The organism is Anaerosinus sp., assembly GCF_965318445.1.
Window position 1 is genome coordinate 302,512 of sequence record NZ_CBDNNH010000018.1, and the last position, 14,827, is coordinate 317,338.

At 38.3% G+C, this 14,827-nt stretch carries 12 protein-coding genes; 3 read left to right on the forward strand and 9 right to left on the reverse strand.

Annotated elements, in window-relative coordinates; all coding sequences use genetic code 11:
* The first annotated feature begins 1 nt into the window (after position 1).
* Together ACWZFG_RS09625 and ACWZFG_RS09630 are read left to right on the forward strand one after the other, a co-directional pair.
* The gene (locus tag ACWZFG_RS09625; RefSeq protein WP_455577536.1) at positions 2 to 2,002 is read left to right on the forward strand and encodes a methyl-accepting chemotaxis protein; all 2,001 of its coding nucleotides are present in this window, start codon (positions 2 to 4) and stop codon (positions 2,000 to 2,002) included.
* Positions 2,003 to 2,227: 225 nt separating this feature from the next.
* A complete protein-coding gene (locus ACWZFG_RS09630; protein ID WP_455577537.1) occupies positions 2,228 to 3,592 on the forward strand; it encodes a TrkH family potassium uptake protein in 1,365 nt (454 codons plus the stop codon).
* A gap of 114 nt (positions 3,593 to 3,706) precedes the next feature.
* Here ACWZFG_RS09630 and ACWZFG_RS09635 read toward each other — a convergent pair whose 3' ends face one another.
* The 7 genes from ACWZFG_RS09635 to ACWZFG_RS09665 form a co-directional block, all read right to left on the reverse strand.
* A complete protein-coding gene (locus ACWZFG_RS09635) occupies positions 3,707 to 4,147 on the reverse strand; it encodes a hypothetical protein (protein ID WP_455577538.1) in 441 nt (146 codons plus the stop codon).
* Between the two features lie 132 nt (positions 4,148 to 4,279).
* Entirely contained in the window at positions 4,280 to 6,049 is a 1,770-nt protein-coding gene (locus tag ACWZFG_RS09640; RefSeq protein WP_177503719.1) for an NADH-dependent [FeFe] hydrogenase, group A6, read from the reverse strand.
* Between the two features lie 13 nt (positions 6,050 to 6,062).
* Positions 6,063 to 7,304 (reverse strand): complex I 51 kDa subunit family protein, encoded by a 1,242-nt coding sequence (locus tag ACWZFG_RS09645; protein WP_455577539.1) that lies wholly within the window; start codon positions 7,302 to 7,304, stop codon positions 6,063 to 6,065.
* 18 nt (positions 7,305 to 7,322) lie between these two features.
* Positions 7,323 to 7,820 (reverse strand): NADH-quinone oxidoreductase subunit NuoE family protein, encoded by a 498-nt coding sequence (locus ACWZFG_RS09650; RefSeq protein WP_177503715.1) that lies wholly within the window; start codon positions 7,818 to 7,820, stop codon positions 7,323 to 7,325.
* Positions 7,821 to 8,237: 417 nt separating this feature from the next.
* Positions 8,238 to 9,323 carry an iron-containing alcohol dehydrogenase family protein gene (locus ACWZFG_RS09655; RefSeq protein WP_455577540.1) on the reverse strand — a complete coding sequence of 362 codons (1,086 nt, stop codon included), beginning with the start codon at positions 9,321 to 9,323 and terminating at the stop codon, positions 8,238 to 8,240.
* Between the two features lie 233 nt (positions 9,324 to 9,556).
* On the reverse strand, positions 9,557 to 10,846 hold the full coding sequence (locus ACWZFG_RS09660; protein ID WP_455577541.1) for an O-acetylhomoserine aminocarboxypropyltransferase/cysteine synthase family protein: 1,290 nt from the start codon (positions 10,844 to 10,846) through the stop codon (positions 9,557 to 9,559).
* A 349-nt stretch (positions 10,847 to 11,195) separates the two neighbouring features.
* Complete coding sequence (locus ACWZFG_RS09665; protein WP_177503709.1) at positions 11,196 to 11,633, reverse strand: RrF2 family transcriptional regulator; 438 nt, start codon at positions 11,631 to 11,633, stop codon at positions 11,196 to 11,198.
* 108 nt (positions 11,634 to 11,741) lie between these two features.
* On the opposite strand from ACWZFG_RS09665, the gene ACWZFG_RS09670 reads away from it, so the two are divergent.
* Positions 11,742 to 13,091, forward strand: a complete 1,350-nt coding sequence (locus ACWZFG_RS09670) for a multidrug effflux MFS transporter (protein WP_455577542.1) — start codon at positions 11,742 to 11,744, stop codon at positions 13,089 to 13,091.
* An 82-nt stretch (positions 13,092 to 13,173) separates the two neighbouring features.
* On the opposite strand, the gene ACWZFG_RS09675 is transcribed toward ACWZFG_RS09670, so the two are convergent.
* Complete coding sequence (locus tag ACWZFG_RS09675; RefSeq protein WP_455577543.1) at positions 13,174 to 14,046, reverse strand: cysteine ABC transporter substrate-binding protein; 873 nt, start codon at positions 14,044 to 14,046, stop codon at positions 13,174 to 13,176.
* Positions 14,043 to 14,813 carry an amino acid ABC transporter ATP-binding protein gene (locus ACWZFG_RS09680; protein WP_177503703.1) on the reverse strand — a complete coding sequence of 257 codons (771 nt, stop codon included), beginning with the start codon at positions 14,811 to 14,813 and terminating at the stop codon, positions 14,043 to 14,045. Before ACWZFG_RS09680 ends, ACWZFG_RS09675 begins: the two co-directional genes overlap by 4 nt.
* Positions 14,814 to 14,827 lie beyond the last annotated feature (14 nt).

A 14,827-nucleotide genomic window follows, 5' to 3' on the forward strand; every position in this document is an offset into this window, starting at 1 on the left:
TATGTTTATTGGTGGTTTGCTAATTTTCATCGCAATGGTAATTCTCGGTGCTTCCAGTTACTATTATGCAAACAAATACCTTCAAGAAAGCGAAAATAACTCAATTAAACTAATGTCTGAAAATTCCCACATTAAAGTTAATACCCGTTTAAGTGAGCTAATCGGGTATTTAGAGTCAGCTGCTGACACAGCGCGGTTAAAAAATGCAAAAGATAAAGATACTATCTTATCAGCCCTAAACGATTGTATGGTTCGAGCAAAAGACTTCTCAGTCGTTGCTTATGTTGATTTAAACGGCAACGCAATTCGTCAAAACGGTGAGATATCCTCTGTTTTAAATCGCGAATATTTTAAACATATCATGGAAACAAAAGAAAAATATATATCAGAAGTTCTCATTTCTTCAACAACAAATCAACCAACTACTATTTTGATTGTACCTGTAATGAATAATGGTAAAATGACTGGCATGGTCTATGGTTCCCTTGAGCTAAGGGATTTTCAGAGTTTTGTTAATGATATAAATTTTGCAAAAACAGGTTCCGCTTATCTACTTGATGAAATGGGAACGATTATCGTTCATAGTAAAAATCCTGAACTAGTAAAAAAAATAAATTTAAACGGAGAGAACAATCCAGCAAAAATTAAAAATGAAATCCCCATTGATTCTCGATTAACTCAACTATATACAAATTCTCTTAAAACCTCTGAACTTGTATCTGGTGTTTTTAATTTTGGTAATAATGATTTACAGTTTGGTACTTTTTCAACAATTGATCTACCCGGAGGGAAGAAATGGACTTTAGCAATTGTTGCTCCTGAATCGGAAGTAAATGAACCAATTAATACTTTAACGCGCAATATTATTTTAATTACAATTATTTGTATAATTATTGCAATGATTATCGCAATGTATCTAAGCGAAAAATTAGCAACTCCAATTATCCAAATTAAAGACCAATTAAATCAATTAGCCTCAGGTAATTTAGGCTTACCTAAACTAAACATTAATAGCAAAAATGAATTAGGAGATTTAGCTCATGCATGTAACAAAATGATTGAAGACCTAAAAACTTTATTACATCAAATCCAAAAAACTGTTGAACAGGTTGCAGCTGCATCAGAAGAACTTACAGCCAGTGCTGATCAATCAGCCCAGGTTACAGTTCAGGTAGCTCAATCAATTGCGGATGTCGCCACATCTTCAAATGCACAGGTAGAGTCAATAGACAAATCCACAAAAGTTATTGAAAATATTACATCTGAAATTCACTCTGTTTCCATAATGGCAAACAATTCGGCAAATTATGCACAAGATGCTGTAACAAAAGCACAAAACGGCAATGAATTCGTAAATAAAGCGGTTATTCAAATGCAACAAATTCAAGATACTGTAACAACCTCGGCATCCGTAGTAAGTAGACTTGGCGATCGTTCAAAAGAAATTGGTCAAATTATCGAAACGATATCTGCCATTGCAGCACAGACCAATCTTCTTGCGTTGAATGCAGCAATTGAAGCGGCTCGTGCCGGAGACCACGGACGTGGTTTTGCAGTTGTTGCTGAAGAAGTAAGAAAACTTGCTGAACAATCCCGAGAAGCTGCCGGACAGATAGCTACTTTAATCGGCGAAATTCAAGCAAAAACCAATAACGCTGTAATTTCTATGAACGCTGGCACAGAGGAAGTAAAAGTAGGTACCTCTGCCGTAAGCAATGCTGGAAGCACTTTCATAGAGATTGTTAAACTGGTAGAACAGGTTGCAACCCAAATTACCAATTTGTCAACAACTGCCAGAGACATCGCCAACGGAACTACAACTATTGTTTCTTCTATTCAATCAATAGATACCGAAAGTCAAAAGGTAGCCGAACAAACACAAGCTGTTTCGGCTGCGACAGAAGAGCAATCTGCTTCCATGGAACAAATTGCCTCTTCAAGCCAAAGTCTTGCAAACCTCGCGCAAGAGTTGCAAGACACAGCCCATAAGTTTAAGTTCTAAAAATAAAGACGGTATTGTTGTTCTCTACAACAATACCGTTTTCTTATACTTGTCCCCATAAAATAGACTTCTGATTTAAATCTTGTAAAATGTAATCTTTTATGACATCTTATGTATTATCTCACTAAAGGTTTTCTCTTATATTTTACTCTACAAATTACCTATTCACATTCCAAAATTTATGATATACTCAATATATTTAGAAGACAAAAGTGAGGATAAAAGGTGAATATAACTTCAAATCGTAATTTTTTAAATATTAGCGAATGGCGTTTAACCCCATATCAAATTTTATCATTAGGTATCGCTGCCCTCGTATTAAGCGGGGCTTTTTTACTCATGCTCCCCCTCTCCAGCCAAAGTGGAGAATCCATGTCATTTGTTGACGCTTTATTTACAGCAACCTCTGCTGTTTGCGTAACTGGTCTTGTCGTTGTTGACACAGGGAATTATTTTTCGCTATTCGGGCAGCTAGTCATTATTTTTCTTATCCAATGTGGTGCTTTAGGGTTTATGACGATGGCAACACTTATGGCAATTCTCATGCGAAAAAAAGTCCATTTACGTAACCGCCTTATTATGCAGGAAGCATTAAATCAGTTAACACTTGCGGGTATCGTAAAGCTCGTAAAGTATATTATAAAATCTACGCTTCTCATCGAGTTCATCGGTGGTACAATCCTTGCCATACGCTTTTATGTTGATTTTGGGACCACCGGTATTTATTACGGCTATTGGCACGCAATTTCTGCCTTTTGTAATGCAGGCTTTGATATTATCGGCAGTAAAAATGGAAATTTATTTCCGTATGTAGATGATTTTATCGTGAATATTACTCTAACCTCGCTCATTATTCTTGGAGGTCTTGGCTTTGCCGTAATTGCCGACATTACTACAACGAAGAAATTCAAATTTTTTGCTTTACATACGAAAATTGTTCTTGCAACTACTGCCTTTCTCGTTTTTGGTGGCATGTTTTACATTTTACTTATGGACTACTACAACACAGAAACACTTAGCGGCTTATCACTGACAGGGAAATTGCTGGCTAGTTACTTTCAATCAGTAACGCTCCGTACAGCTGGATTTGCAACTTTACCAATCGGTGAATTAACAAATGCTTCAATATTTGCTATGATGATTCTTATGTTTATCGGCGCATCGCCAAGCTCAACCGGCGGCGGTATTAAAACAACGACCTTTGCAGTCGTAATCGCTTCCATCTGGAGCCAAATTCGCGGACACGAAGATACTGTATTGTTTTATCGCAAAATTCCCAATGCTATGATCCAAAAAGCCTATACTTTTACTTTTATTTCTGCCGCTTTAAATTGTCTTGCGATTATGCTACTTACCATGGATAATGCAAACACAGAAAGTATTCCTCTTTTCTTTGAAGTGATTTCCGCCTTTTCTACTTGCGGTCTCAGTATGGGCATTACACCAACATTAGATTCATTTAGTAAATATGTTCTCACCATCATGATGCTCATTGGTCGTATTGGACCTGTTACATTTGCTCTAGCCTTAGCATTAAAAAGTCAAAAAACAAAAATTAAATATCCAGAAGGTAAAATCATGATTGGGTAATGTAACGATGCATCTACACCACTAACAAAATAAATGTTTATAGGTAATCATCTAATCTGTTTCCCAGCTTTACAGACTCCCACTTTTTCCAAGTGGGAGTCTTATTCTTCTCGCTTAGAAATGTTCTAAAGAAAGCGTGGTAATTTTTCTACGCCGCTTTGCAACTTTATAGCAACTAAATCCCTGTTTCGCCATAATATTGACTAAGCTTTCATTGGTACCATTACTAGACAAGTTTTTTAGTTTTTCAACCACGATTTCTTCCTTCTCCTCTTTTATCATCACAGGCTCAGCAACTTTCTGCTTACTAATTACTTTCGACTCTACCAATTTTCCATTTCGTCCTGTCGTTACCTCTCTAATAACAAGAAACTCCGTACCATCGGGCTCAACAACAAGACTCGTACGAAAAATTGTATCAGTTACATCACCTTTACTATTCTTCAACTTTGTTAACATCGACTTAAACTCTTTTGGCTCTTGCATACTTTTCATCTGAGCTTTAGCTAATCGTTCTCTATACGCCTTATATTGAACTTTCTCGAATTCATTCATTTCTTTCCCTCCACACAAATCTATCTCTCCTACAACACATCCTACTTATAATATCGTTATTTCTCTATTCTTTTTAAGGGAATATTTCTCTAAATAAAAAATCGGTATTGCATATATGCAATACCGATTCTTCTATAACGAATACACGGGCTCATCATTTAAATAAGCAAATTCATATTCTTTTTTTATTCTATTGTAACGCGTATGAAGAAGTCGGTGTGCTTTTTCACTCAATGGATGTGCTAAATACTCTTTATATAAACGAATCACTTCTGGGTTTTGATGTGATTTACGAATTTTCATCGACTTATCAATCGAGTAAATTGCATCCATGCGCATAATTTTCACATCGTTGGTACTTTTAATCGGCTGTCCCCCACCTCCAATACAGCCGCCCGGACAAGCCATGACTTCAATAAAATGATATTCACAAGTTCCCGCTTTAATCTGCTTCATAATCTTCTCAGCATTTCTTAGTCCATGTGCGATTGCGACTTTAATTTCTCTATCTCCCAAATCAATGATTGCTTCTTTAATCCCTTTAAAACCACGTACACTTTCAAAATCCAAATTTATGAGCTCTTTTCCTGTATATATTTCATACACCGTACGAAGTGCAGCTTCCATTACACCACCACTCGTACCAAAAATCGCTCCGGCACCAGTTCCCATCCCCATAGGGCTATCGAATTCACCCTCTGCTAAATGATTAAAATCAATCCCCACATAATTAATTAATTTTGTTAATTCACGTGTCGTTAAAACAATATCAACATCTCTGATTCCACTCTGCTGCATTTCCGGTCTAGATGCTTCGTATTTTTTCGCCGTACATGGCATGATTGATACCGTAACAATATCTTTAACATCTATTCCTGTAGCTGCTGGATAATACGATTTTGATAACGCACCAAAAATCTGCTGGGGTGATTTTACACTAGAAAGATATTCTAGATAATCGCCATGATGCTTCTCCATATAATTTACCCATCCAGAGCTACATGAAGTAAGCATCGGCAAGCTTTCATTTTGCTTTAACCTTTGTAACAGCTCATTTCCTTCTTCCATAATTGTTACATCTGCTGCAAAATTCGTATCAAATACACGGTTAAAGCCAAGCATCCGTAAAGCAGTTACCATTTTCCCCGTTACCACTTCGCCCTTTGGCAAGCCAAATTCATCTCCCAAAGCAACGCGCACCGATGGCGCTACTTGTACGATTACATGTTTTTGGGGATCTTGTAATACATCTAATACCTTTTGCGTATCATCTTTTTCTACAATTGCACCAACTGGACAAACGGCGCTGCATTGCCCACATAAAATGCAATCCGTTTCTTCCAATGGCTTATGATAAGCTGTTGTAATCATATAATCTTCTGACCGCCCTGCATGTGATAGCGCTGCTACGCCTTGCACTTCCTGACAGGCTTTAACGCATCGACCACACTTGACACATTTTGATAAATCACGCACCAAACTCGGATTGTTGTCATTAATCGGAATATGTTTTGCCACATTTGGTAAATTTGGCTTTAAAACATTAAATCGACTGCATAACTTTTGTAAATCACATTTACCGTTGCGCGCACAGGATAAGCAATTTTGTTCATGATTCGCTAAAATCAATTCTAAAATTCCCACTTGTGTATCGCGCACTAGTTTTGTATCCGTTAAAATCTCCATACCTTCCCATACATCCGTAGAACATGCCGCAAATAATCTTCTTCCGCCGACAACTTCAACAGTACAAATTCTGCAATGCGCTTTGATTGTCTGATCCGGATGATAGCAGAGATGGGGAATATTGATATTAATCTTCTTTGCAGCTTCTAAAATTTTCGTCCCTTTTTCCACTTCAACAGGAATATTATTTATTTTAATATGCACCAGATTGTCCATAAAATCACCTCATTCATTTTACTATAAAACATTTCGGGAATACTTCAATCGCAGAAACAAAAGCACTTTGTGCCGTTTCTCCTAAACCGCACATCGAAGACATCGCCATCAACTTTGCAATTTTTTTCATGGAGGTTACATCACTTTCTGTATGCGTTCCTCGCGCTACCTTATCAAGTAAAATCCGCATATGACGATTGCCCTCACGGCAAGGTGTACATTGCCCGCAACTCTCATGAGAAAAGAATTCCTGCGTTGCCACTAAGAATTCCATAACGCTCGTTCGCTCATCTACCACCAAGATTGCCCCCGAACCGACACCAACACCAGCTTTTTGTAAAGCTTCATACGTATAAGGTGTATCTAAAATATCCGTTGAGGCAATTTTTCCCGATGCACCGCCGAATTGAATCAACCGAATCGCACGATTCCCTTGGATTCCCCCAGCTAAATCATAAATAATCTCTCGTACCGTAACGCCGAATGGAATTTCAAAAACGTCAGGACAGTTTACATTGCCACCCACACTAACCAGTTTTGTCCCTTTTGATTTTTCCGTTCCATAACTTTGATAAACATTTTGATCATCAAGTAAAATTCCAGTGACTAAAGATAGACTCTCCACATTATTTACGCACGTAGGTAAGTTATATAACCCGCATTGTTTAATAAATGGCGGTTTCATTCTTGGCCGGCCGCTTTTCCCTTCAATAGATTCCACGAGTGCCGTGCCTTCGCCACAGACATATGCACCTGCACCGGAATATAAATGAATATCAAAATTAAACCCTTTGCCAAGAATATTCTTTCCTAAAAAACCATAGACGCGCGCCTGCTTTATCGCATTTAAAAGCAACGGACGCAAATGGCTATATTCTTCCCTTAAATAAATGTATCCATTTTCCGCATCTACCGTGTAGCCAGCGATAATCATTCCCTCAATTAAATTAAATGGGTCATGCTCAATTAGCGTCCGATCCTTAAACGTACACGGCTCTCCTTCATCGGCATTGCACACGACAACTTTATTATCATCAATTACCGCTTTTGCCTGCGACCATTTGCGCCCCATATCATAGCCTGCGCCACCGCGCCCTTTTACCTCAGCCGCCGCAATTATTGCCGCAATTGCTTCCCCTTCCAGGTTCACCGCTTTCTTTAATGCATGAAATCCACCAATTCTCATATAAGCACCAATCGACATTGGATCATATTTCCCAAAATTTCTTGTCATAAACGCTACTGTCTTCGTCATCTTTGTCACTCCTATCTTCTATCCTAATGCATCAAGCAGTGCAATAATTTTTTCTCGACTCGTTAAATGCCCATAGACTTTTCCATTGATTCTAACCGCAGGAGCAACATCACAAGCACCAAAGCAGGGAACCTTTTCTATCGTGAATCTACCATCATACGTTACTTCATTGATCTCTATCCCTAAAACTTCTTTTAGCACTGTAAATATTGTCGTATTATTATTAATTTTACAAACGATACTATCACAAATCTGAATCGGGTATTTTGCTCGCGGTTTATCAGATAGCGCTGCATAAAAAGAAATCACATCATAAACATTTGTAATTTTTGTATTGAGTTTCTCCGCCAAATAATATGCCACTTGCTCCGGAATATACTGACGTGGAATAATCGCTTGGATATCAAGCAAAATGCCCACCAATTGTGAAGCATCATTGTTATGGGAAAATAAAATCAAATCAATCTGTTCTACTAATTCTTTTGTAAGGATTTGCTCCTTCATTTTAAAATCCATTATTTCAAGCCCTCTCTATCACTTTGTTACATCTTGAACTATCTAATACAAAAGGCGCTGCAAATGATTTTGCAACGCCTTTTAACATCTAAACCAATTCCCTTCCTAGTTTTAAGGGATAAACACGGCTGTCTTAGTAGTAGCTTTAACTCCCACTGAAATCAGACACGTAATCCAGGGGCTTACGAGGTCTTTCTTCCGCCTAAAGAGGCAGGGGTTAGCCCCCGTCAGCCATCGGATAAATTTAATCTATCAAACCTTGTACGAATTATAACATTCCTATTGATAAATCACAATGTAATTGTTTACAAGTCTAGAAATGCTACTAAAAATTGTAGCAAATTAGAAAACCAAGTGAAAAACGCGCACCCTACTATCGTTTACCCAATAGCGGTGCACGTTTTCAACCGTCATCATCTATCGACAATTTTTTTCATGATATTCTTCTAATTTTAAAACACCCGTATAGAGCATTTCCTTTGTTACAAGATACGGCGAGCGTGCTAACTCACCGCTTTTTACCGTTTCATCAAATACACCGTCTAACTCTGCTAACGTTACATCAAGATCTGCCAAACAAGTTGGCAAGCCCAGATCACGACAGAAGCTAAATACCTTTGCTAATTCTTTTTCCTGACCATCGCACATCAACAACAATAAAACGCCATAAGCAACAACTTCGCCATGTAAATGCTTCTCTTCAATTTGCGGCAACATCGTAATCGTGCAATAAAATGCATGTGCAATATGTCCGTTATAATCCGACTCAACAAAGTTAGATACTAATCCTGTGCTTACCACAATCGCTAAGACAACTTGTTCAAACTCTTTACTTAGCACATGATTTTCATTGTCTTTTAATGCTTTCATTCCATATTCTAAAATTGGGTTGGCGCACAATCGGCTAAGCTGTACACCTACTGCATTAAAATGCTCTAATTCTACATTTCGTGCAGCTAAATTCGATTCGTAATATTTCGCAATCGTATCACCCATTCCCGCCCATAAAAACTGTTTGGGTGCTTCTACAGCTATTTGCGTATGAATAAAGACATGTACCGGAGGAATATCAGATACATTTAATTCACGAAAAGTTCCATCGGGATAATAAACAACACTAAGCGCAGTTAGACAGGCACAATTGCTTGCAATCGTTGGAAAAGTAAATAAGGGTTTGTGTAAAGCTCGCGCCAGCAGTTTGCAAGTATCCATTACTTTGCCACCGCCAATTGCAAAAATCATATCCGCCTCTCGTACGCTTTGCAACACTTTTAAAGCTTCCATATTTTCATAAGAAGCTTCACCACCATACCAAACAAAATCTAAAACTCGGAGCTCAGAATCCTTTATCGCCGAACAAATCAAATCTTTCGCCTTACTTATCGCCGTTTTTCCACCGATTGCAACTACTTTTGTCCCGTAAGTCGGACATACTTCTTGTATCTGCTCATATGCAGCTACGCCAATGGTATAACTCGGTAAATTTATACTATATGTACTCATCTCAGCACTCCATTCAAAATCAGTCTTACTTTATTTCCATTTTTAATAGTTTAGCATTGTCATCTTTAAATATCAATGTGGAATATTTACAGCTTTACACGAAAAATTATTTTTTCCGCTTTACATCAACAAAAATTGCCCTCAATACATTTATCCAAAGTATTGAGGGCAATTTTTACTTTATTAATATCATCAATTTTAACATTTTATTAAACTATGTATTTTACTTAATATTATTCATCTTTGCCAAAAGCCTGATTTAAATCAGCAATAATGTCATCAATATGCTCTGTACCAATTGACAAACGAATTGTATTTGGGTGTATTCCCTGCTCTAACAATTCAGCCTCAGAAAGCTGCGAATGCGTGGTAGAGGCAGGATGAATAACAAGAGATTTTACATCAGCAACATTCGCTAATAGTGAAAAGATCTCTAAACGATCAATAAAATTCTGTGCTTCCTTTACGCCACCTTTAATGTCAAAGGTAAAGATAGAAACGCCACCGTTAGGAAAATATTTTTCATAAAGCGCATGATGGGGATGACTATTAAGCGACGGATGATTTACCTTTTCTACTTGTGGATGATGCGCTAAGTAGTCGACTACTTTTAATGCATTTTCTACATGGCGCTCCACGCGAAGCGACAACGTCTCAATCCCTTGTAAAAATAAAAATGCATGGAATGGCGCAATCGTCGCTCCTGTGTCACGAAGCAATATCGCCCGAATCTTCGTCACAAACGCCGCTTTTCCTACCACTTTTGTAAAGCTTACACCATGATAACTCGGATTAGGCGCAACAAGTGAAGCAAATTTTCCGCTTGCTTCCCAATCAAAATTGCCACTATCGACAATTACACCACCAATTGCCGTACCGTGTCCCCCAATAAATTTCGTCGCTGAATGTACAACGATATCAGCGCCATGCTCAAACGGACGGACTAAATAAGGCGTCGCAAACGTATTGTCTACAACTAATGGAACCTTATGCGCATGGGCAATCGCAGCAACCTTTTCAAGATCAATCAGCGTTGCATTCGGATTGCCAATCGTTTCGACAAAAATAGCTTTTGTATTTTCGTTTATCGCTTGACGAAAAGAACTTTCGTCATCCGCATCAACAAACGTTGTCGTTATCCCATATTGCGGTAACGTATGCGCAAGTAAATTATAGGTTCCGCCATAAATTGTCTGCGCCGATACAATATTATCGCCAGCTTGTGCTAAGTTTAAAAAAGTATAAGTAAGCGCAGCGGCTCCAGAAGCTACACCAAGTGCAGCAACGCCACCTTCAAGTGCAGCGACCCTCTTTTCAAAAACATCTTGTGTAGAATTGGTGAGCCTCCCATAAATATTGCCAGCATCGGCAAGACCAAAGCGAGCTGCCGCATGTGCTGAATTTTTAAATACATAGGATGTTGTCTGATAAATCGGAACCGCCCGCGAATCCGTCGCCGGATCAGCTTCTTCCTGCCCCACATGTAATTGTAAAGTTTCAAATTTATAATTTTTATTTGCCATTGTAAACATTCCTTTTCATTTATTTATTTCTAAGGTTACTTACAATGACACATTCGTCCATTTCGATAATTATGACGCAACATCTTAAAAATCAAGTACATACGCAACTACTCCTTTTTAAAAGTATACAAAACCTATAGCCTTGATATGTTTTACATTATATGCTTTACAAAAATCTTTGTCAATACAAAAATTTAAGTATTTTTTGAATCTCTTTACACTTTTAAATTTTCTTTAACAATCATTTGTACTTTTACCATGCAGAGCCGATTGCTAATTTAGCAAAAAAACTGTATCTTCCTCTATAGAAAAACGAGCAGAAATCCAGAGATTTCTGCTCGTTTTTACTTTAAATATAATATTCAACAGCATCCGCTGTTTGGTGTTTATCAAGAATATCTTGCAAAGTAATGCCTTCAAGGTAATCAATCATTACTTTATTTAAGCCTTTCCATACCTCTAATGTCATACAACGCTTACTGCGTCCACATGGATTTTCCTCTTGCTCTAAACAGGCAATCGGCGCAAGGCTTCCCTCAGTAATACGCAAGATATCTGCAACCGTATATTGATCAGGTGACTTCGCCAACATGTAGCCACCCTGAAAGCCACGATTCGTTCTTAATATTTCCGCTCTATTTAGGCTCCCTACAATCTGCTCTAAATATTTTTTTGATATCTCTTGACGCTCTGCAATATCCTTTAATGCAATATATCCATCCTCTTTATGCACAGCCAAATCAAGCAATAACCGTAAAGCATATCTTCCCTTTGTCGAAATTTTCACCTAACCACCTCTTTTCCCTATTATACCATAGGTTTTCTATGCTTTACAATTCTCCTCTACTCTACATTCTTTTTTAATTCAACTTTATCCTAAATCTATAGCTTTTATTTGATTGACATAAAAAGCTCAGCTAATTATAATCATCTTTATTATCAATGTAACATTTATTTCATCAAATATAACAAATATCAAGGAGGATTTATTACCTTTATGACATCATCTACCTCTTCAATTGACCAAGAGCGAGAGTTTCTCACTTGGCAGAGAAGTTTCGCTAAGACTTTCACCAGATGGCTTCCGGTCATTTTAGGTGCGCTTACTGCACTTGCACCTTTATCTATTGATATGTATTTACCTTCACTGCCACAACTTGCCGGCGAATTTGCAACGACGGCTTCCCTCGTTCAGCTCAGCTTAACGGCCTGCTTGCTGGGAATTGCTGTCGGACAGATGTTTGCCGGTCCACTCAGTGATATGCAGGGTCGACGCAAGCCTTTATTAATCGGCATGGCTATCTTCACTTTAACTTCCTTTGCCTGCGTATTTGCAACTTCCATCTGGGCATTTTTGCTTTTGCGTTTAATTCAAGGTTTAGCAGGGTCTGCGGGGATTGTTATCGCCCGCGCAATCGCCAGAGATTTATATTCCGGTTATGAATTAACGAAATTTTTTGCCATGCTCATGCTCGTCAATGGCGTTGCACCAATATTCGCGCCAGTTCTTGGTGGTCAAGTCTTAGCTGTATCCTCTTGGCGAGGCGTCTTCATTGTCCTTGGACTCATTGGAATTAGTTTATTCCTAGCGGTATTCTTTTGGTGTAAGGAAAGTCTTCCTGCAAATAGGCGTTTAGACAGCGGAATTACCTCATCACTCAAAGCTTTTCTCTCCCTTTTAAAACAACCTTATTTTATGGGGCATTGTTTTATGCAATCTTGCGCCTTTACCGCTTTGTTTGCTTACATCTCCGGTTCACCGTTCGTTTTGCAAAATATCTATAAAGTTTCGCCGCAAACCTTTGGATTAATCTTTGGTATCAACGGGTTGGGACTCGTCATTGCCGGACAACTGACCGGACGTTTATCTGGACGATTCAGCGATAAAAACATTCTCCATTATGGTGTTTGGCAGGCGATTATCGGCAGTACTCTATTAGCAATCAGTCTCCTCAATCACGCTCCACTTTTGTTTATTCTTATCCCACTATTTTTTACTGTTGCTAGTTTGGCTATTGTTGGTTCCAGCAGTTTCTCGCTTGCAATGCAAGCACAAGGGAAAATGGCGGGCAGTGCAGCGGCACTTCTCGGCTTCTTTTCTAATATCACTGGTGGCGCAATGGCCCCGCTTGTCGGCATTTGCGGCAGTTACAGCGCCCTTCCGATGGCATTGTTAATCCTATGCAGTGAAATTGCGGCCGGTATCTTCTTCTGGACGATGATTCACAATAAAAATAGTCATTAAAAAACACGCGCGATGTCAGTTCTAACTATTTTAGTAACTGCATTTTGCGTGTTTTTTATATCCTTAAAGGATTACTATCATTTTATTCTACTTTGCCGCCATCTATTACTACATCATCAGCTTGAATGGATTCGCCATAGGCAGGAAGTAATGTTTCAGCAAAATCTTTATGAAAAAATTGTTCTGACGCTAATTTTTCAATTTCTTCATTTAACCAATCTTTCAGCTCTATATTTCCTTTTTTAACAGCAGGTGCAATATAATCAAGGCTTCCCAGTTTTGTTATGCCCGTAGTATACCCCTGGTTTTCTCTTGCCCAAGCAAACAGTAATGTATTGTCATGTGCTAATGCCGCACCGCGTCCATCTTTTAACGCTTGAAAAGCTTCTGTATTCTGCTCGTATTTCAATAGCTCAATTTCCGGATGGTTTTGTACAAAATAAGTTTCTGCCGTCGTGCCTTTATTTACAATTAATTTTTTTCCTTTTAATTGATTTACATCAGTAATCAAAGCACCATCTGGCGAAACTACACCAAGTCCAACCTTCATATAAGGATTTGCAAAGTCTACTTTTTCTTTACGCTCTGGCGTTACTGTAAAATTAGCCAAAATAATATCCACTTTATTTGCTTCCAAAGCCTCTACACGGCTTGCCGCTTCCACTAAGACAAACTCAACTTTATTTTCGTCTCCCAATAAATCTTTGGCGATGCGTTTGGCAAAGTAAACATCATACCCCTGATTTTTGCCATTTGCATCCACATAACCAAAGGGCGGTTTATCGCTAAATACGCCGATACGAATTTTTCCGCGCTCTTTGATTTGTTCAAGCGTCGATTGTTTTACCGAATTATCACCGCCGCTTTTCACAGCATCTGATCCGCAACCTGCCAATACCCCTAAAGATAAAATTAAAATTAACCCGAATAAAATTGTTCTAAATCCCTTTTTCATCCTACTCTCTCACTTTCTATTTTAAAATCAAACCTATTTAAAAAGCGTTGGGCACGCTGAGTTTTGGGGCTCGTGAAAAATTGTTTTGCCACTGCATCTTCGACAATTTTTCCGCCGTCTAAAAATAACACTCGGTCTGCGACAGCCTTGGCAAATTCCATTTCATGTGTAACAATGACCATTGTCATCCCTTGCCGCGCTAATTCCAGCATTAAATCAAGAACTTCTCTGACCATTTCTGGATCAAGCGATGCCGTCACCTCATCAAATAGCATAATTTCCGGATTCATACACAGTGACCGTACAATCGCAATACGTTGTTTTTGCCCTCCTGATAATTGTCTAGGATAAGCATCCTTCTTATGAATTAACCCAACGCGGTTTAGCAAATATTCCGCTTGTTTAATCACTTCACTTCTTTCCCTGCCTTGCGCTTTCATCGGACCTAGCAAAATATTTTCTAATATCGTTAAATGAGAAAACAATTCATAGCTTTGAAATACCATGCCAATTTTTTGTCTTGCTTTCTGCCAAGTAATTTGTTTTCCATCAATCACTTTTCCATCTAACTTAATCTCACCCGCTTGAATAGGTTCTAAGCCATTTAAACACCTTAACAAAGTACTTTTTCCACAACCGGAAGCCCCTAAGATAACGAGCACTTCCCCCTGATGCACTGAAAAATTAAACGAATCAAAAACTTTTTCTTCTGTATAATACTTTGTTAATCCCACAGCTTCTAAAACCTTTACTTCACTTTTTTCCATTCTGACCACCTCCT

Coding starts and splice junctions, on each gene's coding strand:
- ACWZFG_RS09625 (WP_455577536.1), top strand. CDS start 2: ATGTTTATTGGTGGTTTGCTAATTTTCATCGCAATGGTAATTCTCGGT.
- ACWZFG_RS09635 (WP_455577538.1), bottom strand. CDS start 4,147: ATGAATGAATTCGAGAAAGTTCAATATAAGGCGTATAGAGAACGATTA.
- ACWZFG_RS09640 (WP_177503719.1), bottom strand. CDS start 6,049: ATGGACAATCTGGTGCATATTAAAATAAATAATATTCCTGTTGAAGTG.
- ACWZFG_RS09645 (WP_455577539.1), bottom strand. CDS start 7,304: ATGACGAAGACAGTAGCGTTTATGACAAGAAATTTTGGGAAATATGAT.
- ACWZFG_RS09650 (WP_177503715.1), bottom strand. CDS start 7,820: ATGGATTTTAAAATGAAGGAGCAAATCCTTACAAAAGAATTAGTAGAA.
- ACWZFG_RS09655 (WP_455577540.1), bottom strand. CDS start 9,323: ATGAGTACATATAGTATAAATTTACCGAGTTATACCATTGGCGTAGCT.
- ACWZFG_RS09660 (WP_455577541.1), bottom strand. CDS start 10,846: ATGGCAAATAAAAATTATAAATTTGAAACTTTACAATTACATGTGGGG.
- ACWZFG_RS09675 (WP_455577543.1), bottom strand. CDS start 14,046: ATGAAAAAGGGATTTAGAACAATTTTATTCGGGTTAATTTTAATTTTA.
- ACWZFG_RS09680 (WP_177503703.1), bottom strand. CDS start 14,813: ATGGAAAAAAGTGAAGTAAAGGTTTTAGAAGCTGTGGGATTAACAAAG.